Consider the following 24183-nt stretch of genomic DNA (forward strand, 5'->3'; position numbering starts at 1 on the left):
TCCATCTATAAAGCTAGTACACTATCTTTAAATTATTTATATTTTTATTCGTAGCGTTCTTTCAAAAAATCAATCGATTGATTAATTAATTGTTTAAGTACATCTGTATCGATATCTTGTAGCTTGTTTACATAAATACAAGCCTTGCCTGCTTTATGCTTTCCTAGCTTCCCGAGTAGTTCATCGCGCTTGGTATCGCCTGTCGCTAAGTAGAGCGAGAATCTTGCCTTTCTTGGTGAAAAACCGACTAACGGTGCATCACCTTCATGGCCAGAATCATATTTATAGTGATAGGAGCCAAATCCGATAATACTCGGCCCCCACATTTTCGCTTCATAGCCTGATGTTTCCGTAAAAAGGTCGAGCAAACGATACGCATCTTCTCTCTTTTTCTCACTTTCTACACTCTCAATGAATTCGATGACACTACGATCGTTTTCCTTTGTTTTCAATTCATACATAGCAATTAGCTCCCACTCTAGTTTTCTTAATTATTATTTTAACATAGATTTTTTCTACTATTATGAATTAACAGAAATAATATTTGATCGTATGTAAATATGTAAAAAGGAAGCCAAGAATTGGCCTCCCTCTATTTTTAAAAACATTGGAAAGAGTCGATTCGTTTTAAATCGATGCCGAAATAGGCCCAATAAAAGCCCATCCAGCGATAGCCGGCAATGGATGTTCTACCGACGAATGTTGGATAATACCAGAACTGTTGTCGGTTATTCAACCAAACATAGGTATACCGGTAAAGACATCCTCTTATGCCACCTGGGTCTACAGCATAGACACCTGCTTGTTTCTGAGTAGGTGTAAATGATGGTGGCGGTGAACTTGGTGGGCCATCTCCTCCCCCTTGACCTGGCGGTGGTCCAAATGGTGGTCTTCCTGGTCCCCCACCAGGCGGTCCGAATGGTGGGCTCGGCGGTCTACCTCCTTGACCTGGTGGCCCAAATGGTGGTTGGTTCCCCCAATGTCCAAAACCGAAAATTCCTTGTAAAAAGTCTCCCCACTGCCTTTCATCAGGATGTGGATAAGGTCTTCCAAAGTTTGAGTGGTTCATATAATCAATCATCTCCTCAATTGCTAGGCTTACATCATCCTATGCATTAAGGTAAGCTTCGTCACCTTGTACTTCAGAAAAGGGGCTAGTGCCCTTAGTTAAATTAGGGCTGAAGGATTCCACCTAAGTGGCTTTCAATCGATGGATAACTTAAGATAATGGAGAGCTTAGCACACAACAAGCGGTCGAGACGCTCGATGGAATGCTCCAGCCGCCCGATGAAGCGTTCCAGACGCCCGACAAACGGTTCCAACCGCCCGATAAACCGGTCCAGCCGCCCGACAAACGGCTCCAACCGCCCGATAAACCGGTCCAGCCGCCCGATATGAAATTTCAGTTGTAGTATCGCTCAATGTCATCGAATTTTCCGCTGATTCAATAACCCAATAACAATCGGAACAAACGCACTAATAGTTAATAAAATAAACAGCCATGGACCTGAGCCTTCGATCCATTCCATCGCAATAGACACCGACTCAATTAAAATCAATGAAAAGATTACTAAGCATAGATTTTTTATAAGATTTATCATTTTTCGGCTATTTAAATAGAACTCCTGTGCATTCGTTTCATTGATTCGTTGGGGATAATTATGTGTTTCAGGATGCCGTTCCAATATTTGCATCAATAATAGAATAAAAAGGCCAATTCCCGGTAAAATGAATAATTCAAACTTGGACCCCCACCGATCCACTTCGCCACTGGCGTTATAGTGTGCTGGCACTTCGTCAGGTAAGTCTCCAAAAACTAGTCCAAGAAAAACCAACGAGCCCAGAAAAGCTGTATAGCCAATAATATCCCAAAAATTTTCGCTTGCTGTTTTTGGAATGTCTAATTTTGGTCGATAGTCTTTTTCAATCATCGTTCTCTCCCCCCACCTTCTAAATTTGTTGAGTCAGCCAATTTTTCTTCCCGTAATGTCACTCATTATTTTACCAAAATCATCCCATGCCTCAGGATATTGATTGTCACCAGACCGCTTCAAACTTTGACGCCCCTGGCTTCTATGCAAAGTAATTTTCCATTGCTGCTCACCCAAAATCCGAGGGTCTGAATATCGTCTTCTCCAATTTAAAATATCGACTAATCGCAAATCATAGCGAATATTTTTGACTTCGTCATTTGTTAATTTCCTTTTAAATGAGTCTTCTTCTATATATCTATGATTCAACGCAACTGTTTGATTGATAAAATCTATTAAAATATTCGTGTGGCCTTCAGAAAAACTACCAATGTTCATCTCCAACTGTTCAATTTGATCATATGCGTGAACTATTGATTTTTCACGGTTCCACTCGTTATCACAAATGCGGCAATGATATTCTGGTGAATTCGGCATGACTACACAACCACCCAATAAGACTTTTCCTTCATCGGATTCCATGGCTAAATAAGAATCGGGTTCGCCGTATACGATTGGGATTACATCCGTTGAGTCACACGCTGGACACTTGCGATAATTAATCGCCATGTACATTCCGCCTTTTCATTTGAAATGATGTTTCTGGAAACTCCCTTGAAAATGAGTTATAGTAATTTAGTCAATCTAATTAAAGGATATGTGATCTTATGTCAGAACAGCAATCGTTGACACCTCTGAAGGCATTGTTATTTGCCTTTCACGCAACCAATACCATTATTATTAGTTATCTACCATTATACCTTGCTGAACGAGGATTAACAGGGTCAGAAATCGGTTTTGTGTTAGCGGTCGGCCCACTTGCGCAAATTATATCCCAACCTTTTTGGGGCTATATGAGTGACAAGCATAAAACCGTCAAACGATTTTTATTGATTTGTATTTTTGGGTTAATTATATTCAGCTCGATTTTCTTAAGTGTCACGCAATTTTACTTACTTATTTTCTTCGGATTTTTATTTTATTTCTTTTCAACACCAATTGGCGCACTCGGTGATAGCTTAGCGCAGCGACGTGCAGATGATGTCGGTGTTTCATTCGGGACGATTCGTACTTGGGGATCTGTCGGCTTTGCGACGTCTTCGCTCGCCATTGGGCTCGTACTCACTATTTACGGTGTAGAATACATGATTTGGCCATATTTGGCTTTCGCATTCATCGCTTTGTTCGTCACTTTCCGAGTGAAAGACGTGAAAGTTGAACAAGAGCCGATCAGCTTCAAAGATGCCGCTAGTTTATTAAAATATAAGCCTTTTATCTTTTTTCTATTTTTTATGATGTTTTTAACCGTATCACACCGTGCGAATGATAGTTACATCGGTTTATATATTGCTCAACTAGGCGGCTCCAACTTTAACGTCGGTGTTGCTTGGTTTGTCGGAGTCATTAGTGAAGCAATTGTATTTTTCTTTGCTGGAAAATGGTTCATAAAGTATCACACATTGATCTTCGTAATTTTAGCCGGAGCAATCTACACGCTTCGTTGGTTCTTATTTGCTCTTGTCGATGATTATTGGATGATTATTGGATTGCAATTCTTACACGGACTAACATTCGGAATTTTATACTTGTCTGCAATGGACTATGTCACACGACTGATTCCACGTATTTTGCAGTCTACCGGGCATCTTCTTTTTTACGCCGTTTTCTTCGGTGTATCAGGAATAATCGGCTCCCTGCTTGGTGGTGCAATTATTGACCAATATGGTGGATCGACATTGTACTTTGTATTAGGATTTATCGCATTAAGTGGCACAATCCTTATGACACTTTACCATCTATTGCCTTACGGGAAAAAAGCATAATAGATTCGAGAAAAATCCACGTCTTATGGCGTGGATTTTTATTTTTTAGCTACTTTTTAAATATGAAAAGTAGGTGGGTTAACACTGAAGGTTAATGAATTAACAAAGAAGATAGGTGCGCCAACACTGAAGGTTGACACGTTAACACTGAAAGTCGGTGAATTAACATTGAAGCGTTACATATTAACATCGAAGCCAGACAATTTAACACTGAAGGTCACTGTATCAAAACGAGTACAACTCCAAATTGAAGATAACGAATAACACTGATAATAATTTCTATGTAACGAGAAATGCATTTGACATGCATTTCTCTTATTTCAAGACTATCCTCTTGATTTTTAATATCCTTGTTCTGCTTCCAACGCGTTCATTTTCGTCGCGTGTACAGTTCCATATGGATGCTCAGGCGGCGCATAAATTGAATAAAGCTTGAGTGGTGTTGGTCCAATGTTCGTCAGGTTATGCCATTTCCCTGCAGGAATTACAATAGCATTTCCTGGACCGACTTCCGTACAAAAGTCTAGTTGATTTTTATCGTCGCCCATCTGCACGAATCCATGCCCCTCTTCTATCCGTAAAAACTGATCCGTATTTGGATGGATTTCCAAGCCTATATCGTCACCAGGCATAATAGCCATCAACGTCACTTGAAAATATTCTCCCGTCCAAATCGCTGTCCGATATGTTTCGTTGGACCGAGTAGCACCAGCAATGTTGACGACAAATGGATGATGACCGCAATCATACATCGAATGATTAGTTTGGTGAAGGTATCCGTTATTCATAAGCTAACTTCCTTTCTGAAAATGTATTTCATATTAATCTATGTATATAACCATTTTTGTGATAATTGTCTTGCAATGACAATGATACTTTCTATTCGACCTTTCACGAGAATTTCACAGTCATTCGGGGGTATAGAGGCCTTCTATAAGACTTTTCGAGAAATTTTCCATGCCATTCGGGCGTATAGAGGCCTCCTATTCGACTTCTCGCCAAATTTTCACAGCCGTTCGGGGGTATAGAGGCCTCCTATTCAACCTTTCACAAGATTTTTACGGGCTTTCGAGGGTATAGAATTCGACTTCCCGCCAGATTTCCACGATCGTTCGGGTGTATAGACACAAAAAAATTCTCACTTAACGCGTTGACACTTCCCCTTCAACGTGCTAACATATCATTTAACTCAAAAAATTAATATTTTTCAAACTCTTATCTAGAGTGGCTGAGGGACTGGCCCGATGACGCCCGGCAACCTTTAAACAACGGTTTTAAAAGGTGCTAATTCCAGCAAAGCAAATCTGCTTTGAGAGATGAGAGGGACCAAAATGTCGATATTCGTATATTCTGGCCTCTCTGCTCAAAGCAGGGAGGTCTTTTTAATACCGTAAGATCTAAATGAAAGGAGAGCATCAATGACAAATACTGTTCAACATGGTTCTGTTTCCATTCCTAATTTTAGATTGGAAAGTGGCGAACAATTTGATGGAATCCAACTTGCCTACGAACAATGTGGTCCGATCGATGCGCCGACCATTCTCGTTTGTCATGCACTAACTGGAAACCAATTCGCAGTAGGGACAGAATCCAATCCTGGTTGGTGGCATGAATTGATTTACGACGGTGGATACATCGATACGACACGCTATCAAGTAATTACGTTCAATGTGTTAGGTGGGTGTGATGGCTCGACTGGACCTGGTTCATTGCAATCGAACAGTAAACCTTATCAGGATCAATTCCCAACATTGACCGTTCGTGATTTGGTTGAGGCTCAATTTGTTGCACTCAACATTTTAGGAGTCGACCAATTGAAAGCAGTCATTGGTGGATCTTTAGGTGGAATGCAAGTCTTGGAGTGGGGATTAATGTATCCCGATTACATGGAGGCCATCTTACCCATCGCGGTCACACCTGTTCTTTCCGATTATGCAATTGCCTTTAACCATATCGCGAAGCAAGCCATTCTCCGCGATCCGGCTCTAAAAAATGGCGAGCAACCAAAAGATGGATTACATTTGGCACGAATGGTTGGCATGGTCACTTATCGACCGGAAGAATTGTTCAGCAAGCGCTTTTCCAGACAGCAACAAAATGGCGTGTACGACGTAGAATCTTACTTAAATTATCAAGGCGAAAAACTTGCGAAGCGCTTCAATCCATATAGTTACATTCGATTATTGGATGCGATGAACGGACACGATATCACCCGTGGTCGAGGGAGTTATCAACAAGTACTTGAGCAATTCAATGTACCTATCTTTGCTTTAGCGTTTCAAAATGATCTTCTCTATCCACCAGAAAAAATTAACCGCTTCGTGAAAGATCTCGAAAAAGCCGGAGCCTACGCAGAGTATCACGAAGTCGAAACAATATTCGGCCATGATGGTTTTTTGGTTGAGTTTGAAAAATGGGGACCCTTTATTCAAGAAAAATTAACATCTTTAGAAACTATTAAAAATTAAAAGGAGCGATTTACATGACTAAGAAAAATTATCGTTTGGAAACTGTCAGTATTCATGGAGGATTAGAAGCAGACCCGGCAACCGGTTCACGTGCATTGCCGATTTATCAAACGAATGCTTACCAATTTAATAACACAGAGCATGCAGCTGATTTGTTTGGCTTAAAAGAGCAAGGCTACATTTATACACGGATTGGAAACCCGACAGTCGGTGCGCTGGAGGAACGAGTTGCTCAATTGGAAGGTGGCGTCGGTGCACTCGCGCTTTCCAGTGGAATGGCTGCAATTACGACTGCCATTTTTAACGTAGCAGAAGTTGGCGACGAAATTGTTTCAGCTTCAACGTTATATGGTGGGACATACAATTTGTTTGCAACGACATTCCCGAAACACGGGATTACCACAAGATTCGTCGACCCGAAAAATCCAGAGAATTTTAAAGAAGCAATCACGCCAAAAACAAAAGCCATTTTCGCCGAAACAATCGGAAATCCAGGTTTGAACATTTTAGACATTGAAAGAGTCGCTGAAATCGCACATGAAGCTGGTGTGCCTCTCATTATCGATAACACATTTGCAACACCTTATCTGTGCCGTCCAATTGACTTCGGCGCTGACATCGTCGTCCATTCGGCAACCAAATGGTTAGGTGGAAATGGCACATCTTTAGGTGGTGTCCTTGTTGACGGTGGGAATTTTGATTGGAATTCGGAACGATTCCCTGGTTTCACACAGCCTGACCCTAGCTATCATGGGTTAGTTTATGCCGAAGCTTTACCAGAATCTGCATTCATCACAAAGGCCCGAGTACAGGTTTTGCGTGATACCGGTGCTGCATTAAGTCCTTTCAACGCTTTCCAGATCGCCCTTGGGATCGAAACGCTTCATGTTCGATTAAAAGAACATGTAGCTAACACGCGAAAGATCGTTGACTACCTGGAATCTCACCCAGCTGTCGACTGGGTTTCATATCCGGAACAAGAAAACCATGAATCCGTTGAACTTGCCAAAAAGTATCTACCAAAAGGCGCGGGGTCTGTCGTCGCCTTCGGCATTAAGGGCGGTTACGAGGCTGGCGCTAGTGTCATCAATCAGGTAAAGCTATGGTCTCATCTTGCAAATGTTGGAGATGCCAAAAGCTTAATCATTCACCCGGCGAGCACAACTCACCAACAGTTAAACGAAGAAGAACTCAAAGCTTCCGGCGTATCAGAAGATTTAATTCGCTTGTCTGTCGGAATTGAACACGTAGATGACTTAATCGATGATTTAGAGCAAGCTATTGCCAAAGCTACAGGTATAGAATCCAATTCAAAACCAACAACTGTATAATAGAAAAAATAAAACGACAACCACTTTATTCGGTTGTCGTTTTTTTTGAAATAAACACGCATTCCATCCAACTTCGGCGAAATTCTTTCCGATCAGTTTATTCAGCGAGTTTTGTAGCACGTGTAATTGCCAAGAACGTCAAAATAGAAGTCAAAACGATCAAGAAAACCCAATAATCATTTCCTCGTCCGGCCAAAAGAACGCCCATGAATGCAGCAATCACCGCGGACAATTGAAGCAAAATCCAAGTCAAATCTGTTAAAACTTTTTTCATTAACTTCACCCCTTATTATCCAAAAAGCACTTCAGCAGCATAGATCACGACACCAACAGTCAAACTGCTTACAATTGTAGAAACCAAAACAATCTGGCCAGCTAACTCTGGATGATGATCGAATTCCAAAGCGAATTGCGCACTATTTCTAGATGACGGAAAAGAACTAGCGATAAACAATGATTGGGCGACAATACCATCCAATCCGAGAACAAAAATCAGTCCTAAAGCCAAAGCCGGCGAAACAAACAGACGCCCAAAGATTGACAGCAATAAAAGTTTATTAAACTTTTTAAACTGGACGTAGGCAAGCTGCGCACCAAGTGTTAATAATGCAATGGCCAAAAAAGCATTCGCTAAGTTTTCTAGCGGTTGCCAAAGAACATTCGGGATGCGAATATTCAATGCTTTCAAAAACACACCCAATAACAAAGCATATAACATCGGTAGCTTCAGAAATTGCCCGAAAGCAGCCCCTTTTCCTTTTGCATGAACAGAAACTGAATTCATTAATCCATATGTATACGTAATGAAGTTTTGAATGAGCATCACAATAATCTGGATGGTCATTCCTAGTGGATGTTGGTGAAAAATCATCTGACTGACTGGGATTCCGTAATTTCCAGAGTTGATCAATACAACACTATTCTTGTAAACCGCTGACATCCCTTTATCGAGCTTAAGTAATTTGACGACACTATACGAAAATATCATTAGTAAAATGGATAAAATCCCTTGGAAAAACAAGACATCAAAGAGAATGCTTATGTTGATATTACTTTCGTAAATATTGACAAAAGCGACAACAGGTAACAGTAAATACGTCAAGATCTTTGATAATGTCTTTAAATCTAATGTAAATTTTCGCTGCAATAATGCACCGACCGCTACGAGAATTAGCAACGGTAAAATGATACCCATAATAATATTGAATAAAATTTGCATGATCAATCCATACCTTCGTTTGTTCTACCTGTATCCTACCATAATTTAGCTGTTGAGGTTAGGCGTGTTGGAATGATATGAGCCTAAGTAAGAAAAATATGGGCCTTTAAACATCTATTTGGCCCTATTTCACTGATATATGAGCCCCCTCATCAAAAAATATGATCCCAATTTAAAGATATATGTGACTAACTTAAAAATATATGTGCCTTACCCTCATATCAAAAAAGCCCAACATGACGTTGGGCTTCCTTTTACTCATATTCTTTTTCAATTGTTTTCTTACTTCTGACGGTATCTATTGGGCGAACCATTTTTTCAATTTCTTCACGTTGTGGTTCCAACTTTGGTGGCAATGCTAGTTTTTCACCAAGTGTTTCGTATGGTTCGTCATCCATGAACCCTGGTCCGTCTGTCGCAATTTCAAATAAGATTTGTGGTGCGACTTGAGCGTATAATGAACCGAAATAAAATCGCTCAACGAATCCAGAGTTGGGTAATCCAACTTTTTGGAAATGATTAATCCAATCTTCTAAGTTTTCTCTGTTTGAAACACGTAATGCAGCATGGTGAACGGTTCCGTAACCTTGTCTATGTCGTGGTAAAACCGTGTTGTATTCAACGATTATTTGGCCACCATTTCCACCTTCGCCTGTTTCAAATAGATGGAATGAACCTTCTTTATCAATTTCTTTAAATTTTAAAACTTGTTCCATCATTTTTTTGAAAAACTCATAGTCATCAACGCGGACAACAATTGGTCCTAAACCAGTGATTGCATATTCCAATGGAATCGGGCCGTCTTGCCATGGAGTTCCCGGTGCAACCCCGTTATCGTTTTCGTCTGAAATCAACTGATATTGCTGGTCATCAAAGTCAACAAACGGAAGTATTTTCTTTCCGAATTGCTCCTGAATTCCTTGATGTTTGACTTCTAACCGATCAAAACGCTTCACCCAATAATCAAGCGCTTCATCACTCGGTACGCGGAAAGATGTTCTAGCGATTTCATTTGTTCCATGTTGTCCTTTCGGGATTCCAGGAAAATCAAAAAATGTCATGTCTGTTCCTGGATTTCCTTGATCGTCTGCGAAAAATAAGTGATACGTTTGAATATCGTCTTGGTTCACTGTCTTTTTCACTAAGCGCATACCTAACGTATACGTGAAGAATTCATAGTTTTTCTCCGCACTACTTGTAATGGCTGTTACGTGATGCATTCCTTTTAATTGTTCCATTTAACAATTCCTCCCAAAAACTCATTTCGATAGCTTTCTAACTTCAATTGGATATAAAGATTCAGTTAATTGATCGCGAAAATCTTCATATTGAGGTGGCAGCTTTAAATCACGACCAAGTTCATCTCTTTCTTCATCTATTGCAAAGCCTGGGGAGTCAGTCGCCATTTCAAATAAAATTCCGCCGTGCTCTTTGAAATAAACAGAGTTGAAATAGTTACGATCCTTAACGTCTGTGACTCCAAACCCATTTTGATATAAATGTTCTTGCCAATCTCTTAAATCATTATCGTCAGTTGCTCTCCAGGCAATATGGTGCACTGTTCCAACACCCATCATGCCTCGGTCACCTGATGCCATTTTTACGTCAATGATATTCCCGATATCTGCCTGCGACTGATAGCGGATATATTCTTCATTCGCATCGATTTCTGTTAAACCCATATGATCTTCAAGTAAATTGGCCGTTTCTGTCGGATTAGATGAATATAAAATGCTACCACCAAATCCTTTAATGGCCATGTCAGAAGTGATGCCATCAGATTCCCAAGTACTTTTCTCTCCAGCTTCTCGTTCAACGAGTTCTAAATGCAGCCCGTGTGGGTCATCAAATTGTAGATATCTTTCACCAAAGCGTTCCGTTTCTGTAAATGAGATTTGAAAGCTTTCAAGTCGGTTCTTCCAAGATGCCAGTGACCCCTCTGGTACAACGTACGTTGTCACGCCTACTTGGCCGTCTCCTATTCTTCCTTTGCGACCTTTCGCCCAAGGGAAAAAAGTAATAATCGTGCCTGGACTTCCTTCTTCATCACCAAAATATAAGTGATACGTACCTGGATCATCAAAGTTAACCGTTTTCTTGACTAATCTTAATCCAAGCACACCTGCATAAAAATCGACGTTTTCTTGCGGATGACCGACGATGGCTGAAATATGGTGAATTCCTTTTGTTTGTTTTCCCATACGCACGCCTCCTAATTTAAGTTTTGAGCATGAAGCCCGAGTTTTTTCAATTGATCGATGAGCTGTTCTTTTTCTTTTACATCCAGTCCTGCGAAAATTTCTTGCAATCCTTTTTTGTGTTTTGGAAACACTTCATCCATTAGCGTCTTGCCTTTTTGTGTGATTGTCGCTAATTTGACGCGTCGATCACTTGGATGTAGCTTCCTTTCAAGTAACTCTTTCTTTTCTAACTGATCGACTACATACGTGATACTGCTGCTTGCAATCAAAACCTTTTCACCGATTTTTTGAATCGGCTGGTCCCCTTTGTTATAAATTAACTCAAGAACCGCAAATTCAGTCGGATTCAATCCTAAATGTTTAATATCTTCAATGACACGCTTTTGAATAGCATCCAACGCACGTGTCAATACAACAAACAGTTTTAATGACATTTCTTCGTCTCGTTCTTCTGTCAAACGAATCACCCCTTTAATATTTCTCAAATTCATTTATCTCGAATTAGTACTAATTCTACAAGATTACTTTTTATAATTCAACCATAATGCTTTTTTGTATCCTTACTATTTGCATAAAGTTCGATTACAATAAAGAAAAAGAGGGCTTTTAAAGTGAAAGTAGTTGGAATTATTTTAATCGTCATTGGTGTAATAGGTATTCTTTTAGGTTCGGTGATGTACGGGGACATTGGTATCGCTGCCATAATCGGTGCGACTGCCGCATTGGTCTCAGGAATTGGTTTCTTACAAGTGAACAAAGCATTCCAGCAGTTATCAGATTGATGAATGCATTAAAAAAACCAGCTCTGCCACTTTGATCAGCGGAAGAGCTGGTACTTTATTTTTTCAAGACTGAAATGATTTTCGTTTGTTCACCTGTTTGTTTTCGAATCTTTTTTCGAGCTTCAGCCGGTGTTCGCGCATTTAACTGCTTCGTATGCGACTCCCCGTTCGCTTCCATTTCTACGACAAAGCATTTTTCTCCACATCTCATCGTCAACACCTCACAAGCTATTTTGCTAGAATCTCTGACTTATTCGGTTTTTTGGCAAGGATCGCACAAACCATTCCTATAACCGGAAAAATTAATGAAACGAGTAATACTGGCGTGTAACTATGAAATAAATCAAAACCAACACCGAACGGGAGCGGTCCTAAAGAGGAGCCTAAAACGGTCATCGTCACACCGACACCATTGATGCTTCCAATATATTTTCTACCGAAGTAATTCGGCCATATAACATTTAAACTAATCCGTTCCAAACCATTCGCTGTACCCCATATGATACCAAACAGAATCAGCTCTCTGCGTTGGTCACAGATCTTAAAGTGATCGAGGACTTGGATGAAGCAGTCATCAAAATGAATAAGAAGGGTACGCTTGAGGTCTTCGAGGAATTAGAACTCAATAGTTTGTTGAAGAAAATCAGCTAAGAATAACCGAACACAATGCTTAAAAATTATGGGAGGTTATCTAAATGGCTAGAAAGAGTGTGTCAAAGCTATATCGTAAGTTGGTAACGACAGAATGCGAATATCAGCGTTTTCGGATTTTGGAGCGTTTGAATGAGAAAGAAGCTAAGCAGATGTTAATGATTATGATTCATAACCAACAAAGAAAGCGCGAAGCGGTATAGTACCAAAAAAGCTTTTTTAAAGGGAGAGATAATAAATGTTCGCTAAAACCCATACTGAGTTTGAACAGCTAAAAAATGTAGCTCATGAGTTGCTTTGAAGTGGGAACATAACAGTATAAGTGTAGAGGGACTTGTGAACTTAATAGAGAATGAGATGGAAGATAATGATTTTAATTGTGATCAGATTATCTTAGAACGTATGATTTCTCTTTACTTACAACATGCATACCGAGCTATAACAAAAGAACAAGCCGTTAATGAAATGGCAAGAATCAAGGCGGATTACGACCAAATGATTGATCAGGAAGTTCAAGAACTTAGTGACAACGTTGAAAGTATGGTTGCTTATCTTAAAGCCATGAAAAATGCGTTTGCTAAAACGGGGACAGAAGATGGAAAAGTAAAATTTGATTGTCCGTTGTGTGAAGGTGAAGCGGTGGCTTTGAAGCATAAAGGAGGCTTTTACACGAAGTGTCACGGATGCGGATATACAGCCATGAGTTAATAAAATGACAGTCAGTGTTTTCTACTGATTGAAGCGGGTGCTGAGATATAGTGAGCACTCGCTTTTTCATTTCGACTATTTAAATTAATTAATTTTTTTGTTTTCTAACTCCTCTAATGTCAATAAAGAAACCTAAAACAAAAACAATCCAAATTAACGGTTCGGTTAATGAAATCCCGGATTGTGACTCCCCCCCAGCTATTGAGAAAAGAACTATTAGCGATATAGTATAAAAAAGTATAAAATTACTAAATTTATTTGAGCTTTTATCTCCATCTACCTTTTTACTTAAAAATCCTGCAATGATTAGCAATATTAATGCAAGCCAGAATACTTGGGAGGACCAGTCTGAAAAATTAGGTTGTGGAAAGAAGTCTAAAAACAATGCAATAGTAAATATTGCAAGCAGAATAATTTCAATGATTTTTAGGATTGTCTTCATATAACTGTTCCCCCAAACTATTCTTGACAAATTAGTCTGTCATAAAATTTTTCTAAATTTTTATAACTGTTAATAAAGATGCGTCACATCATGAACTTCTATGCTTTTTATTCTAGAATAGTTGTCGTCGTGATAATAAATCAATGTAGCTTCATACCGGCGTTGTTGATGGTAACTACTCCAATGACTTGAAATCCATGAGCCAACGTACGTTTCATCTACAGAAGCAAAGTCTGTTAGAGATGCACCTACAAAGTTAAAGAAAAACTTATCAGTTACTTTCGTTGGTATATATTTTAAAAAGTACCCTATTGTAGCATCAATAGTCAAATTAAGAGTTTTGTTGGTATATGTTCTATAATTCGGAGGAGTTTCTATTACAGTAGTATTCCCTGGATCATCTCGAAGTGGCGAGATGGAGAACTCTCCGTTTTGAATATTTGTTTGTTCAATAACTGACTGGTAAATCCTCTTTAATTCATCTTCAGTTTTTTCGACATCAGTTGTTATATCTATTCCATTATAATTATATTCATACTTGTTAGTAATCTCATCTGATACATCTACACTCGAATCAGATGCAAGTACCGGTAAAGTTAAGCAAAAAGCGGCAACTAACCCTAACAAAAATGTTGATACAATGATTCGCATAAAATGACCTCCAATTTTATTGTGTTTTTAAACGCAAATTCTACGATAAGCCTTAAAAACCTCCTTTCCCTCTTGTTTTCTCTAGGATGTCTAAATATTGTGTAAGTTTAATGTAACATGAATTATCTTTTATTGAATTTGTCGTATTTTACGAAAAATAAAGAACAAGATCATATATTCTCATTATTTCTCGAAATAACTTTCAAAATATAATAATAGGAATATGTTAGTACTTTATTAAGAACTATTTACAATAAAATTGATAATTATGTTAAAATTTAGATAATAATACTCCTATACTCGTTATCTATCAATATAAAAGGGGGAGCGCATATGTATTGGTATAAAATTGGCGAGATATTAAAAGAAAAGCGAAAAGAATTGCTTATGACTCAAGGAGAAATAGAATTATATTTACTTTTTATTTAATTATTTTAATTCCGATCAAGCGATTGGATATGTTAACTTTCGAGCACACACCTCAACTAAGGGTGAATGATGTCTTTTTTAGACAAATTCTTTCTTTGGTTGAGGTTTTTTGTGTCTTCAATTTCACACAAACTTCTAAAGGAGCATTCCTGTAATAAAGAAATTTGACTTAAAATCGCAGATTTCGTGATTATACAAAAAAAGACCTCCTTGGTAGTATAGAGAGTGTCTGCAAGGACCTCGAAAATACCGAAGGAGGACTTAAAATGGATTTTACACAAAATAAACGATTAAAGCAAATTACAGGAAACACATTGATTATCGGAGTGGACATCGCAAAACATAAACATGTTGCGCGTGCCATTGATGATCGTGGAGTTGATCTTGCCAAACGATTCATGTTCCACAACTCATTTGAAGGATTCACCAATCTAATTGGTTGGATTGAAGCTCTATCTCATAAACTTAATCGAACTCATGTCATCATCGGCATGGAACCAACGGGTCACTACTGGTTAAACCTTGCTTACTATTTAAAAAATCGAGGCCTGCAGACAGTCGTAGTGAACCCAATGAAGGTTAATCGTTCGAAAGAACTGGATGATGATTCTCCAACTAAAAACGACACAAAGGACGCTAAAGTGATTGCACAAGTTGTCCGTGATGGTCGGTTCCATGAACCGACACTACCTGAAGACGTATATGCTGAGCTTCACGAAGGCATGAAGCTTCATGACATCATTCAAGAGGATTTATCATCGATTAAAGCTCAAATGCATAACTTGCTTGATCGCTATTTCCCAGAGTTCCAGCAGGTGTTCAAAAGCTGGACTGGAAAGGCTGCGATTCAGTTGCTAAAACAGGGTTATTTCCCCAGTGACATCATCCAGGCAACTGAGCAAGAACTTTTAAACGAAATAAACAAAGCAACGAAAAGAGCCGTCGGTCTAAAGCGTGTTCAAGAGCTTAAAGAAGCCGCTGAACAATCTGTAGGTTTACAGGCTGGGTTGAACATGGCAAAGGAAGAGCTTAACTATTTAGTTGAACAATATGAGCAATTAACAAAACGATTGAAGGTTCATCAAGAACAACTTGAAGAACTCATCCAATATATTCCCGGAGCTGTTGAAATGACAGCTATCAAGGGAGTTAGTGCAATGACCGTTGTCGGTTTCTTCGCAGAGATTGGAGATCTTTCTAATTACTCAGATCCATGCCAAATCATTAAATTAGCGGGACTGAATTTAACAATGAACCAGTCAGGACTTCATAAAGGTCGAACATCGATTTCAAAGCGCGGGAGAAAGCGTCTACGCTCCATTCTATTTCAAGTAGCGAGACCATTATCTTGCCACAATGAAGACTTTAAACAATTACATGACTATTATCGGAATCGACCTAACAATCCATTGACTGGAAAGCAATCTTTTGTCGCTTTAAGCTGTAAGCTAATTAAGATTTTCTTTGTATTGGGCACACGTCAGTGTGCGTTTAGTGAATCAAGAATGTTGGCTGACATACCTATGTTAGACAATAACAACCAAGTTGCATAAATATCGCTGTTAACACTTGATGAAACATTGACAATTGAAGCACGGATTAGCCGATCAATATTAATCACTCAGGGCATAGACCCACTTAAGGAGCATATTCGGCATCCACGCATGGTTAAGTTGAACGATGGAATTTTTGCGCATCGACGCTGTGAGATATGGGAGGGTGTACCACCATGTTTGATGTGGAGATCCAAAAGTGCGGTTATAATTTTACCAAAAAATAGGGAATAACCCTTGAAGCTTATTTAGGTATAAAAACCGTTTCCAAATTCAACTTAATTTTTCATTAATTGGTGGCCGCCAATTAATGAGACTTCAAAGGTTCAATAGAAAATCAAAGGAAAACAGCGGTATTTTAAGAAATAATTAATTTAATGAGGGAGAGGAAACTATGAGAAAAATTACATTTGAGGATATTTCGAAAGCTTTAGGAATCTCTGAAGAAGCGGCACGCGTTTCTTTATCAACACCTATCGTAAGTGACAGTGTGTTATTAATTAGAGCGGAACGGATAGCAAAACTAATTCTACAACGAAAGAGATTGTCGGATCATATCCAATTGAGTGTTGTATCGGACAATAAAATTTGTTGTGTGGCTTCCGATGTCAAACTGGAATTTAGTAAACAGATGCTATCCGGACACAAGGATGCTATTGTACAAAGGATCAGAAAGATGGAGAGTAATTTAGCAAGTTAAATCGCCTGTTAGGGAGTGAGAGGTTCACTTAGATTATGAGCCCACCGCTTTCTAACAGTTTTTTTATTTTTAAGGCTCTGTTAAAGTTTAATGTTGATAATCCTTATAAAAATGGAACTTCTTAATTTATGGAAGTTCCATTTTATAATATTTGCTTGTTAAACTAACGCCCCCGTTACATATACTTAAAGAACAACGAGCAGATGTAAGGAAGATGTCATTGTTTTTAATCAATACATTTTTATCATTATCCAACTTATAATCAATATCTTCTGTATCTAAGCATTGTAGAAGTGTTTCTCTTGATTCATTATTAAGATTTTCATTATTTGCAAACCCTCTAACGAAATTACACCATCAATCTTAAAGTATCCTGCTCCGTTACTTCAATATGCAATTAGGAGCCGCCTAATCGACAACTCCTTATTCCGCTAAAGCACCCATTAGTTCATATTAAAAGCAAGTAAGACCCACAATAGTAATATAAGGGCTAATATTATAGAAATTGTAATTGCAATAAAAACACCTGCAAGTTTAGCGGTGTTAAAGCCATATTTTAGCTTTAAATAATTACAAAATAATAAGACTGACACAATCACCAGTAGTCCAGTTGAAATTATCCAAAGTAATCCTGGGTCTATTATATTTGGGCTGAAAATAAAGTTTAAGATACTAAAGGCAAATACCACTATGCTTAAAATTAAAGACTTCTTCTTGGTAAACAAAAAACATCCCCCCTCATTCCAAAAATTCCATATTAAACTAAACTGCCCGTTAGTTGAACAAGCAGTGATGTTTATATCGTGAATCTTGATAACCTAAGTGTATCATACGTTTCCATATTTTGTATTAAATTACCTTTAATCATCAAGTCATTCATAGTAATAGGATTCCTTTGATGTTGAATGGATTCTAACACCTGAAACCAAGCAAGGTAATAATTCAGATATTTAGTTGCAACTCCATTAAAACGTTGTATCCATCCTTTAAGCCTTCGATGATAATTGTTAACGTTCTGGATATGGTATAGTCCCTTTGTGCGAACCTTACCATCAGACTTGAATTGATAGATATCCATACCTTTTTCGGCGGCATATGTTTTAAAGGCACGCCAAGAATCAGTACATAATACATTTTCGCTTGAAAGTTTATGTCCGATGGCTTTATCTAACTGTTCTTTTGTTAATCGACCCATTCCCAATGTCTGTGAAAAAGTCATCTTTTCACGGTCTCTTGCGACTAAGACACATACTTGTTCGTTGCTTATACCCCGTTTCTTTGCGGAACCACCACGTTTGCGGGGTTTTCTGTCTTTAATCTTTCTTTGTCCTTTTTCGGAGTATAGGAAATAGGTCTCGTCCATTTCGACGATACCTTCAAAATTAGATATTTCCATTTGTTTTAATGATGATAAGAGTTTGTGCCTCCAATAGAACAATGTAACGTGAGTAACATTACCAACTAATTCAGCAGATTTACGTAGAGAATATCCCTCTATCATACATTCGATGAATTTAATCCATTTATTGAGATGGCGTGTTCGATATAGAGCAGTATTTGTTAGGTCAGTAAATGTTTTTTTACACGCTTTACAGCGATAACGTTGCTTTTCTACTTCATCGCCATCAACAATCGTTGAGTATGTGCCATACCGAACGATATGTTTTGATTCACAGTCAGGACAATGATAACCGCTCTTATTTTTGCGTTCAGATATTTCTTGCAGAACATTTCCTGTCGAAGAAGATGCAGTAAGTGCATCAATCAAATACTCTCGTAATCGGTGTTTTTCAGCTGGATTTAGTTTTTGAATGGCTTTAAGAATATCAGTTTTTCTCACGTTTATCACCGCTTTTATATAGTTAAATCTATTATAGAACATATGTTCTTGTAAATCAAATTATCAACAACAGACTTTAACAGAGCCATTTTTAAAAAACTTTTTTGAAAGGAAAGAGAAGATGATAGACATGCAAGAGTATTGGGAAGATGAAATGCAAGGTTTGAGAGAGACCGTGCGACTAAATGAAAATATTACCTTTTCCAACCATGCTGCTAAAGACAGAATGGTTGAACGCAACATCACATTGGAAGACTTGGGCATGGCTATGTTAACTGGAGCCATCTATGAGGGGTACAATATTGGTGAGTACCCTCATAAGTTCAACAAGGACCCATTCAGGACTGTTGTTGGCCGGGATTTCAATGGAGAATTAATTTCGATTGGAGTTGCCTTAAAAGGAAAGAGGAGTTTTGAAGTGACGACCATTTACAAAGGAGTAACGGATCGATTGAAGTACTTTTTTAAATAATCGCGGAGATGGTTGCACCATTTCGGATTAGTGTTTAAGAAATGAAGCGTGTTATACTTTGAGTACATAATAACTATACGGGAGTGATAACATGAACGAAAAATGTCAAGATTGTGGGGAGATGAAACGTATGGTTTTAGAAGATGTGAAAGCCGTTCGTCACAAAAACGGCAGCGAAGTGTTAATTAAAAACGTTCCAACAGAAACGTGTGATTGCAGTAAAGGTTCATTTCAGTTCAGAGTTGTCTTGGAAATGGGTCACTATAAAGAAAATGATGACAGTAATGAGAGCGAGGTTGACTATCAACGGCTGAGGAAAGCGGTTGAAGGAATGGATAACTTCGAGATCATGGGTATCAAAGAGATGTAAAAAAAGATTTTAATGCTGTCCACTAACTGGGGTATGGTTCATTAATTTACTTAATGATTTTTTAAATTTATTATCCGCTTATATTTGTCAAAAAACCTTTGATGATAACTGATTTCGTATTCTTCTTCCACGACAATAAGATTCCAAGCTGACGGATGCACTTCAACTAATTCTATTTCCTCTTCTGGCACTTCATAAGGTTGGTAGTTAATTTCTACCAAAAACCGCTCATCTTCAATTACCTTGTCAGTAATTAAAACCACTGCTCCGCCTTTCGCAGTATAATTATTATAAAGCCAATTACCACCTAGGATAGCCAAAGTTGTTAATGCTACGCTAATCATTATTAAATAAATTTTTTTCATTTATTATTACTCCCTCCTATTTAATGAATTTAATGGAATCCCACTGAAAGTGTTTTAAATGGGATTCCATCATAGAATATTTTTAGTAGTTTGGATATACAGTATAATTATGTGTTATATGACGTTCATCTCCGTAAAATGGTTCCCAAGAAATTGAAGCCCAACCAATGTTAACACCTACTGTAGTACCACTTATTGTAGGGTTTATATAAGACCCTCTAACTGTGTGATTATGATTAGATCTTGACTGGTCAATGAAGAAATGTTGATATGCATACATATTTTGTTTTTCTGTGTGAGTCATTAACAAGGTAGTCCATGCTGCTCCAGCGGGCTCTGGGCTGTAAGAGACATTATTACAGTATGTGCCACCGGTTGCACAATGAGACTCACCATGTACACTTCTTAGGCGATGATAGTGGTCTGCGGAAACAGCAAATCTATTTTTACTTCCATAACCAGGGAAGTTATCCCATTGAAAGGCTTGGTACATATTGTAGATGAAGTCATTACCATAGGTTCCGACGTACAATATTAGAGATCTTCCGCTCCAACTACGAAAAGGGTTATAGTATTTAGTGCTTTGAGTTGAAAAACCCGAATCTTTAGTGAGAGATTCTAAAGTTAGATTGTCCATTCTCTTTATTTGATTAACTTCATCTATATTTTCCTCAGTTATTACATATTTCTCTCCACTGATAGAGTTATATATTTCTTTAGTGGATATCTCTGAGTCCACTTTTTTAATTCCTGTTGCAACAAACTGTCTTTTTTGTTCGATATCAAAATAATTTAAATCTTCTTTAGAGAAGTTAGCATAAGAAAGAATTTCATCTAACTGTTCTTCATTCAAACTTTTTACGTTTCTCACAGGTGCGACTCTTCCATCTTCTAATAAATCGACCTTAACGCCTTTATCAATGAAGATGGTTCTTTCAACAGGAACCTCGTCCCTTTTAATGTCCTCCAGCATAGAATAAGCTTCATCACCATCGCTCTCAGCAAAAGCAGGAACAGCAAAAGCAATTGATAGTATAACAAGAGCAGTTAGAATTTTCACGGGCTTCATTTTATTCACTCCCAATAGGTATTCCTCGACCTATGAACAGACGCTTACCTGTTCTATAATGTGAAGACTTACAGTTCTTTTGTTGACTTTTCTATAATTTATTTCTGTAAGATAACTCTTATCCCTCCTTTTAATTATTTTAATTATCTTAACACGAAATAAATATTTTTTTATTTCTGATTATTATCAATTAGATAAGATAAAGACTATGTATTCTCTTTAATTCGCCAAATTACTTTCAAAATATAATAATAGGAATATATTAGTACCTTTATTAAGAATTATTTACAATAAAATTGATAATTATGTTAAAATTTAGATAATAACACACCTATACTCGTTATCTATCAATATAAAAGGGGGAGCGCATATGTATTGGTATAAAATTGGCGAGATATTAAAAGAAAAGCGAAAAGAATTGCTTATGACCCAAGGAGAATTATCAGAAGGAATATGTTCACAAGCCCAAATTAGTAAATTAGAGAACGGGGAAGAGATTCCATCCAGCATAACATTGTACATGCTAGCACAGAGATTAGGAGTTGACTCTGATTATTTCTTTAAGAGAATAGAGTCTGAGAGAATTGATTACATCGAGGATGTCACAGAACAGATCAGAAGTCTTGTGCGGGAGAGGGATTATATTAATATCCTGGAAATAATAGAAGACCAATTTAATACTCCGCTATTAGAGAATGTAGACTTTCGGCAATTTCTTATTTGGCACAAAGGTGTAAGTGTTTATTACGTACATAATAATAAAGAGCAAGCACTGAACTTAATGGTCCAAGCTTTAAATTTACGTAGAAATAATAATCATAAATTTCTCAATGAGCGAGAACTAGAAATCATGAATAGCATTGCCATACTATTTAACGAAGATAAAAATTATTCTCTCTCTTTAAGAGTGTTTAAACAAGCTCTTAGTAGAATTAAACTGATCCCAAAGATAAAAGACTTTACCATTTTAATTCGATTGTTATATGGCGCCTCTAAATCAGCAATGAGCTTAGGTAAAATCGAGGAAGCTTTGGAATTTAGCGAACGGGGACTGAAAGTTTGCAGTCAATATGAAACATTATATTTATTAGGTGAGCACTGCTATCAGAAAGCTAGGTGCCTAAAACGTTTGAACGATAAAAAAGCAGAATACTATTACGAAAAGGCGATTAACACATTTACATTAGAGGGGAAAAAGCAATTTGCTAATGTGGTCAATGAAGCTTTTATTGAATATAAAACTGAATTAGAAAAAACAGGGGGTGTAAATAAGTGAAGAAGCTACTATTTATAGTTACCGTATTTTCTTTTATTCTCACGGCCGGACAGTATCATTTTACTCCAGATATACAAGCTCATTCTGTAGAGATTAATGACGAAGATTTGCCAAATCAGCATTAGAATGAAACGAAGAGCCTTATCCATTTAGGATAGGGTTCTTTTTTGTTGTAACAATCCGCTACAATATGTCTAAATAAACCTTAAATAATACAGCTCACTTATAGACATACCGAAGGTTTATGCTGTGATCTCCCTCGTCGCCATAAAGAAGTTATTCGTAACGAGCAACATTAATAAAAGGATAATTTCAATGATGAAAATGGCCAGTAGTAAATAATTGGTCTGGACTCGGTCGGTAATAAAACCAGAGACGAAAGACATTGGAATGCCGACTATAGCCATTAAACTTAAAACAGTCGCAGCGACACCTGGCGAAAGATCATTTGATCCGAAAATAGATAGAATGTGAAAAGTAATTCCGGTGTTCACCATAGACGGAATCCCAACGCAAATTAATATTGCCCAGAAAGCACAAGTCTTTTTTGCTTCCTGCAATGTCCAGTCCTCTTCCGCTTCTTTCACAACAGCACTTCCTAAAACTGGCTTCAATTCTTCTTTGTGCTTTAAAGGACCATCTGGCTCGAGTCCGATATTTTCAGGCTTGTTACGCACGCCAAACAAAGCAACGGGAACAAATATCACAAGCAACAGAATTCCCCAAAATTGTCATGCAAAGCGCCAATCCACGTATCAATTAACCATGTATTAATAATTGGAAAAACCATTGCACTGATAAAACTACCGAGGGCCATCAAACTAACTGCGAAACCTCTTTTTTTCACGAACCATTGAGCAGCCAATGTATTGGGTATGAGCGACATACTTCCTTGACCCGACAAACGGATGGCAAAGAAGCCAATCGTCAGCATCCAAATCGTCGAGACCGCACTGTTCAAAAAACAAGCAATCGCAAATAATGTACCGACAACAACCATCATAACCCGCTGTCCAAAACGGTCGATGAACCTGCCAACAAAAATCATAATGAGACCAGCAACCAATGTCGCACTGGAATAAACTCCAGAAACCAATGACCTTGACCAACCAAAATCTTCTATGTACGCATCAATGAAAATAGAGTTGGAATACGTTTGACCAGGTCCTGAAAAGAAAATTCCAAGAGCACCGATAAAAACAATCACCCAACCATAATAAATTCGTCCGAAAAATGCCGCCATAAATGCTCACCTCTTTACAAAGCTCGATTATATCACTCATTTTTTTGTTGAGCATTCATTGAGACGTTCAGCGAAATGATTGGAGTAAATTCTATGTATTCGCGGATAGAGTCCTATTTCTGAAACGTTAACGTTGATTAGAGAGCTTCTATTCGGGGGTAGAGCTTTTTCTTGGCACGCTACCGTTGATTTGACGGCCGCTATTCGGGGGTAGAGCTATTTTTTGGAGCGCTACCGTTGATCTGACAGCTTCTATTCAGGGATAGAGCTCTTTTTTGGAGTGCTACCGTCGATTTGGCGGCCGCTATTCGGGGATAAAGCTCTTTTTTGGCGCGCTACCGTTGATTTGACAGCTTCTATTCATAGGTAGTGCTCAATTTTAACATGCTATCTTTGATTAGAATCCCCCTATTCAAAGATAGAGCATTATTTCAGCACGCTATCTTTGATTAGAGTGGACAGGCTACACTAAGTTGGACAGATTCGTTAAGGTCTTATAGACTTATCTGAATAATAAATGAGGAGAATGATTATGACTAGACATTCAAGACGAAGCTTTACAGATGAATTCAAAGAACAAATCGTCCAACTTTACACTTCAGGAAAACCAAGATCTGAAA

Annotated in this window: 32 protein-coding genes and 1 riboswitch; of the genes, 11 read left to right on the forward strand and 21 right to left on the reverse strand. The window is 38.0% G+C overall.

What is annotated here, in order from left to right; translation table 11 throughout:
- Positions 1-44: 44 nt before the first annotated feature.
- The 5 genes from FPQ13_RS05060 to FPQ13_RS05080 all read right to left on the reverse strand — a co-directional run bounded on the left by FPQ13_RS05060 (position 45) and on the right by FPQ13_RS05080 (position 2540).
- Complete coding sequence (locus FPQ13_RS05060) at positions 45-461, reverse strand: DUF1801 domain-containing protein (RefSeq protein ID WP_144088238.1); 417 nt, start codon at positions 459-461, stop codon at positions 45-47.
- Between the two features lie 137 nt (positions 462-598).
- Entirely contained in the window at positions 599-1069 is a 471-nt protein-coding gene (locus tag FPQ13_RS05065; RefSeq protein ID WP_144088239.1) for a hypothetical protein, read from the reverse strand.
- Positions 1070-1236: 167 nt separating this feature from the next.
- On the reverse strand, positions 1237-1428 hold the full coding sequence (locus FPQ13_RS05070; RefSeq protein WP_144088240.1) for a hypothetical protein: 192 nt from the start codon (positions 1426-1428) through the stop codon (positions 1237-1239).
- Positions 1425-1931, reverse strand: a complete 507-nt coding sequence (locus FPQ13_RS05075) for a DUF1648 domain-containing protein (RefSeq protein ID WP_144088241.1) — start codon at positions 1929-1931, stop codon at positions 1425-1427. The genes FPQ13_RS05070 and FPQ13_RS05075 overlap by 4 nt, the downstream gene beginning before the upstream one ends.
- A 33-nt stretch (positions 1932-1964) precedes the next feature.
- On the reverse strand, positions 1965-2540 hold the full coding sequence (locus FPQ13_RS05080; RefSeq protein ID WP_144088242.1) for a hypothetical protein: 576 nt from the start codon (positions 2538-2540) through the stop codon (positions 1965-1967).
- 98 nt (positions 2541-2638) lie between these two features.
- Between FPQ13_RS05080 and FPQ13_RS05085 the strand changes: the two genes are divergently transcribed.
- A complete protein-coding gene (locus FPQ13_RS05085) occupies positions 2639-3793 on the forward strand; it encodes an MFS transporter (RefSeq protein WP_144088243.1) in 1155 nt (384 codons plus the stop codon).
- 341 nt (positions 3794-4134) lie between these two features.
- On the opposite strand, the gene FPQ13_RS05090 is transcribed toward FPQ13_RS05085, so the two are convergent.
- The gene (locus FPQ13_RS05090) at positions 4135-4581 is read right to left on the reverse strand and encodes a cupin domain-containing protein (RefSeq protein WP_144088244.1); all 447 of its coding nucleotides are present in this window, start codon (positions 4579-4581) and stop codon (positions 4135-4137) included.
- Positions 4582-5005: 424 nt separating this feature from the next.
- Positions 5006-5116: riboswitch (SAM riboswitch) on the forward strand.
- A 95-nt stretch (positions 5117-5211) separates the two neighbouring features.
- Between FPQ13_RS05090 and metX the strand changes: the two genes are divergently transcribed.
- The gene (metX, locus tag FPQ13_RS05095) at positions 5212-6261 is read left to right on the forward strand and encodes a homoserine O-acetyltransferase MetX (protein ID WP_144088245.1); all 1050 of its coding nucleotides are present in this window, start codon (positions 5212-5214) and stop codon (positions 6259-6261) included.
- Between the two features lie 14 nt (positions 6262-6275).
- Positions 6276-7592 (forward strand): O-acetylhomoserine aminocarboxypropyltransferase/cysteine synthase family protein, encoded by a 1317-nt coding sequence (locus FPQ13_RS05100; RefSeq protein WP_144088246.1) that lies wholly within the window; start codon positions 6276-6278, stop codon positions 7590-7592.
- 97 nt (positions 7593-7689) lie between these two features.
- Here the strand turns inward: FPQ13_RS05100 and FPQ13_RS13385 are convergent, their stop codons facing one another.
- The 5 genes from FPQ13_RS13385 to FPQ13_RS05120 form a co-directional block, all read right to left on the reverse strand.
- Complete coding sequence (locus tag FPQ13_RS13385; protein ID WP_186279548.1) at positions 7690-7866, reverse strand: hypothetical protein; 177 nt, start codon at positions 7864-7866, stop codon at positions 7690-7692.
- A gap of 15 nt (positions 7867-7881) precedes the next feature.
- On the reverse strand, positions 7882-8811 hold the full coding sequence (locus tag FPQ13_RS05105; RefSeq protein WP_144088268.1) for an AEC family transporter: 930 nt from the start codon (positions 8809-8811) through the stop codon (positions 7882-7884).
- Positions 8812-9065: 254 nt separating this feature from the next.
- Positions 9066-10049 carry a ring-cleaving dioxygenase gene (locus FPQ13_RS05110; protein ID WP_144088247.1) on the reverse strand — a complete coding sequence of 328 codons (984 nt, stop codon included), beginning with the start codon at positions 10047-10049 and terminating at the stop codon, positions 9066-9068.
- A 21-nt stretch (positions 10050-10070) separates the two neighbouring features.
- On the reverse strand, positions 10071-11012 hold the full coding sequence (locus FPQ13_RS05115) for a ring-cleaving dioxygenase (protein ID WP_144088248.1): 942 nt from the start codon (positions 11010-11012) through the stop codon (positions 10071-10073).
- A gap of 11 nt (positions 11013-11023) precedes the next feature.
- The gene (locus FPQ13_RS05120) at positions 11024-11446 is read right to left on the reverse strand and encodes a MarR family winged helix-turn-helix transcriptional regulator (protein WP_377863197.1); all 423 of its coding nucleotides are present in this window, start codon (positions 11444-11446) and stop codon (positions 11024-11026) included.
- 177 nt (positions 11447-11623) lie between these two features.
- On the opposite strand from FPQ13_RS05120, the gene FPQ13_RS13390 reads away from it, so the two are divergent.
- Positions 11624-11794, forward strand: coding sequence for a hypothetical protein (locus tag FPQ13_RS13390; protein ID WP_186279549.1), 171 nt, complete (start codon positions 11624-11626; stop codon positions 11792-11794).
- 55 nt (positions 11795-11849) lie between these two features.
- Here FPQ13_RS13390 and FPQ13_RS13395 read toward each other — a convergent pair whose 3' ends face one another.
- The gene (locus FPQ13_RS13395) at positions 11850-12005 is read right to left on the reverse strand and encodes a hypothetical protein (protein WP_186279550.1); all 156 of its coding nucleotides are present in this window, start codon (positions 12003-12005) and stop codon (positions 11850-11852) included.
- A gap of 17 nt (positions 12006-12022) precedes the next feature.
- The gene (locus tag FPQ13_RS05125; protein ID WP_342778572.1) at positions 12023-12274 is read right to left on the reverse strand and encodes a hypothetical protein; all 252 of its coding nucleotides are present in this window, start codon (positions 12272-12274) and stop codon (positions 12023-12025) included.
- Between the two features lie 215 nt (positions 12275-12489).
- On the opposite strand from FPQ13_RS05125, the gene FPQ13_RS13400 reads away from it, so the two are divergent.
- Together FPQ13_RS13400 and FPQ13_RS05130 are read left to right on the forward strand one after the other, a co-directional pair.
- The gene (locus FPQ13_RS13400) at positions 12490-12648 is read left to right on the forward strand and encodes a hypothetical protein (protein ID WP_186279551.1); all 159 of its coding nucleotides are present in this window, start codon (positions 12490-12492) and stop codon (positions 12646-12648) included.
- 133 nt (positions 12649-12781) lie between these two features.
- Positions 12782-13153, forward strand: coding sequence for a hypothetical protein (locus FPQ13_RS05130; protein WP_144088250.1), 372 nt, complete (start codon positions 12782-12784; stop codon positions 13151-13153).
- A gap of 88 nt (positions 13154-13241) precedes the next feature.
- Here the strand turns inward: FPQ13_RS05130 and FPQ13_RS05135 are convergent, their stop codons facing one another.
- A complete protein-coding gene (locus FPQ13_RS05135; RefSeq protein WP_144088251.1) occupies positions 13242-13595 on the reverse strand; it encodes a hypothetical protein in 354 nt (117 codons plus the stop codon).
- Between the two features lie 69 nt (positions 13596-13664).
- Entirely contained in the window at positions 13665-14246 is a 582-nt protein-coding gene (locus FPQ13_RS05140) for a hypothetical protein (RefSeq protein WP_144088252.1), read from the reverse strand.
- Between the two features lie 695 nt (positions 14247-14941).
- Here FPQ13_RS05140 and FPQ13_RS05145 point away from each other — a divergent pair.
- Positions 14942-16228 carry an IS110 family RNA-guided transposase gene (locus FPQ13_RS05145; protein WP_144088253.1) on the forward strand — a complete coding sequence of 429 codons (1287 nt, stop codon included), beginning with the start codon at positions 14942-14944 and terminating at the stop codon, positions 16226-16228.
- 394 nt (positions 16229-16622) lie between these two features.
- A complete protein-coding gene (locus tag FPQ13_RS05150) occupies positions 16623-16928 on the forward strand; it encodes a hypothetical protein (RefSeq protein WP_144088254.1) in 306 nt (101 codons plus the stop codon).
- A 443-nt stretch (positions 16929-17371) separates the two neighbouring features.
- On the opposite strand, the gene FPQ13_RS05155 is transcribed toward FPQ13_RS05150, so the two are convergent.
- Positions 17372-17653, reverse strand: coding sequence for a hypothetical protein (locus tag FPQ13_RS05155; RefSeq protein WP_144088255.1), 282 nt, complete (start codon positions 17651-17653; stop codon positions 17372-17374).
- 71 nt (positions 17654-17724) lie between these two features.
- Positions 17725-18768, reverse strand: a complete 1044-nt coding sequence (locus FPQ13_RS05160; protein ID WP_144088256.1) for an IS1595 family transposase — start codon at positions 18766-18768, stop codon at positions 17725-17727.
- A 130-nt stretch (positions 18769-18898) separates the two neighbouring features.
- On the opposite strand from FPQ13_RS05160, the gene FPQ13_RS05165 reads away from it, so the two are divergent.
- Together FPQ13_RS05165 and FPQ13_RS05170 are read left to right on the forward strand one after the other, a co-directional pair.
- Complete coding sequence (locus FPQ13_RS05165; protein ID WP_186279552.1) at positions 18899-19240, forward strand: DUF4258 domain-containing protein; 342 nt, start codon at positions 18899-18901, stop codon at positions 19238-19240.
- Positions 19241-19331: 91 nt separating this feature from the next.
- Positions 19332-19610: a hypothetical protein gene (locus tag FPQ13_RS05170; protein ID WP_144088258.1), complete on the forward strand. Its 279-nt coding sequence runs from the start codon at positions 19332-19334 to the stop codon at positions 19608-19610.
- 50 nt (positions 19611-19660) lie between these two features.
- Here FPQ13_RS05170 and FPQ13_RS05175 read toward each other — a convergent pair whose 3' ends face one another.
- Together FPQ13_RS05175 and FPQ13_RS05180 are read right to left on the reverse strand one after the other, a co-directional pair.
- Positions 19661-19975 carry a hypothetical protein gene (locus FPQ13_RS05175; RefSeq protein WP_144088259.1) on the reverse strand — a complete coding sequence of 105 codons (315 nt, stop codon included), beginning with the start codon at positions 19973-19975 and terminating at the stop codon, positions 19661-19663.
- A gap of 82 nt (positions 19976-20057) precedes the next feature.
- Positions 20058-21044: a hypothetical protein gene (locus FPQ13_RS05180; RefSeq protein ID WP_144088260.1), complete on the reverse strand. Its 987-nt coding sequence runs from the start codon at positions 21042-21044 to the stop codon at positions 20058-20060.
- Positions 21045-21414: 370 nt separating this feature from the next.
- On the opposite strand from FPQ13_RS05180, the gene FPQ13_RS05185 reads away from it, so the two are divergent.
- Entirely contained in the window at positions 21415-22320 is a 906-nt protein-coding gene (locus tag FPQ13_RS05185) for a helix-turn-helix domain-containing protein (protein ID WP_144088261.1), read from the forward strand.
- Between the two features lie 242 nt (positions 22321-22562).
- On the opposite strand, the gene FPQ13_RS13940 is transcribed toward FPQ13_RS05185, so the two are convergent.
- Together FPQ13_RS13940 and FPQ13_RS13945 are read right to left on the reverse strand one after the other, a co-directional pair.
- Complete coding sequence (locus tag FPQ13_RS13940) at positions 22563-23027, reverse strand: MFS transporter (RefSeq protein WP_342778575.1); 465 nt, start codon at positions 23025-23027, stop codon at positions 22563-22565.
- Positions 23024-23563, reverse strand: coding sequence for an MFS transporter (locus tag FPQ13_RS13945; RefSeq protein ID WP_342778573.1), 540 nt, complete (start codon positions 23561-23563; stop codon positions 23024-23026). The genes FPQ13_RS13940 and FPQ13_RS13945 overlap by 4 nt, the downstream gene beginning before the upstream one ends.
- Positions 23564-24183 lie beyond the last annotated feature (620 nt).

The organism is Allobacillus salarius, from assembly GCF_007559425.1.
Lineage (GTDB): Bacteria > Bacillota > Bacilli > Bacillales > Alkalibacillaceae > Allobacillus > Allobacillus salarius.

Bases quoted from the DNA above. Each gene is read 5' to 3' on its own strand.
- FPQ13_RS05060 (WP_144088238.1), bottom strand. From the start codon at position 461: ATGTATGAATTGAAAACAAAGGAAAACGATCGTAGTGTCATCGAATTC.
- FPQ13_RS05065 (WP_144088239.1), bottom strand. From the start codon at position 1,069: ATGAACCACTCAAACTTTGGAAGACCTTATCCACATCCTGATGAAAGG.
- FPQ13_RS05070 (WP_144088240.1), bottom strand. From the start codon at position 1,428: ATGACATTGAGCGATACTACAACTGAAATTTCATATCGGGCGGCTGGA.
- FPQ13_RS05075 (WP_144088241.1), bottom strand. From the start codon at position 1,931: ATGATTGAAAAAGACTATCGACCAAAATTAGACATTCCAAAAACAGCA.
- FPQ13_RS05080 (WP_144088242.1), bottom strand. From the start codon at position 2,540: ATGGCGATTAATTATCGCAAGTGTCCAGCGTGTGACTCAACGGATGTA.
- FPQ13_RS05085 (WP_144088243.1), top strand. From the start codon at position 2,639: ATGTCAGAACAGCAATCGTTGACACCTCTGAAGGCATTGTTATTTGCC.
- FPQ13_RS05090 (WP_144088244.1), bottom strand. From the start codon at position 4,581: ATGAATAACGGATACCTTCACCAAACTAATCATTCGATGTATGATTGC.
- metX (WP_144088245.1), top strand. From the start codon at position 5,212: ATGACAAATACTGTTCAACATGGTTCTGTTTCCATTCCTAATTTTAGA.
- FPQ13_RS05100 (WP_144088246.1), top strand. From the start codon at position 6,276: ATGACTAAGAAAAATTATCGTTTGGAAACTGTCAGTATTCATGGAGGA.
- FPQ13_RS13385 (WP_186279548.1), bottom strand. From the start codon at position 7,866: ATGAAAAAAGTTTTAACAGATTTGACTTGGATTTTGCTTCAATTGTCC.
- FPQ13_RS05105 (WP_144088268.1), bottom strand. From the start codon at position 8,811: ATGCAAATTTTATTCAATATTATTATGGGTATCATTTTACCGTTGCTA.
- FPQ13_RS05110 (WP_144088247.1), bottom strand. From the start codon at position 10,049: ATGGAACAATTAAAAGGAATGCATCACGTAACAGCCATTACAAGTAGT.
- FPQ13_RS05115 (WP_144088248.1), bottom strand. From the start codon at position 11,012: ATGGGAAAACAAACAAAAGGAATTCACCATATTTCAGCCATCGTCGGT.
- FPQ13_RS05120 (WP_377863197.1), bottom strand. From the start codon at position 11,446: ATGTCATTAAAACTGTTTGTTGTATTGACACGTGCGTTGGATGCTATT.
- FPQ13_RS13395 (WP_186279550.1), bottom strand. From the start codon at position 12,005: ATGAGATGTGGAGAAAAATGCTTTGTCGTAGAAATGGAAGCGAACGGG.
- FPQ13_RS13400 (WP_186279551.1), top strand. From the start codon at position 12,490: ATGGCTAGAAAGAGTGTGTCAAAGCTATATCGTAAGTTGGTAACGACA.
- FPQ13_RS05135 (WP_144088251.1), bottom strand. From the start codon at position 13,595: ATGAAGACAATCCTAAAAATCATTGAAATTATTCTGCTTGCAATATTT.
- FPQ13_RS05140 (WP_144088252.1), bottom strand. From the start codon at position 14,246: ATGCGAATCATTGTATCAACATTTTTGTTAGGGTTAGTTGCCGCTTTT.
- FPQ13_RS05145 (WP_144088253.1), top strand. From the start codon at position 14,942: ATGGATTTTACACAAAATAAACGATTAAAGCAAATTACAGGAAACACA.
- FPQ13_RS05150 (WP_144088254.1), top strand. From the start codon at position 16,623: ATGAGAAAAATTACATTTGAGGATATTTCGAAAGCTTTAGGAATCTCT.
- FPQ13_RS05165 (WP_186279552.1), top strand. From the start codon at position 18,899: ATGCAAGAGTATTGGGAAGATGAAATGCAAGGTTTGAGAGAGACCGTG.
- FPQ13_RS05170 (WP_144088258.1), top strand. From the start codon at position 19,332: ATGAACGAAAAATGTCAAGATTGTGGGGAGATGAAACGTATGGTTTTA.
- FPQ13_RS05175 (WP_144088259.1), bottom strand. From the start codon at position 19,975: ATGAAAAAAATTTATTTAATAATGATTAGCGTAGCATTAACAACTTTG.
- FPQ13_RS05180 (WP_144088260.1), bottom strand. From the start codon at position 21,044: ATGAAGCCCGTGAAAATTCTAACTGCTCTTGTTATACTATCAATTGCT.
- FPQ13_RS05185 (WP_144088261.1), top strand. From the start codon at position 21,415: ATGTATTGGTATAAAATTGGCGAGATATTAAAAGAAAAGCGAAAAGAA.
- FPQ13_RS13945 (WP_342778573.1), bottom strand. From the start codon at position 23,563: ATGGCGGCATTTTTCGGACGAATTTATTATGGTTGGGTGATTGTTTTT.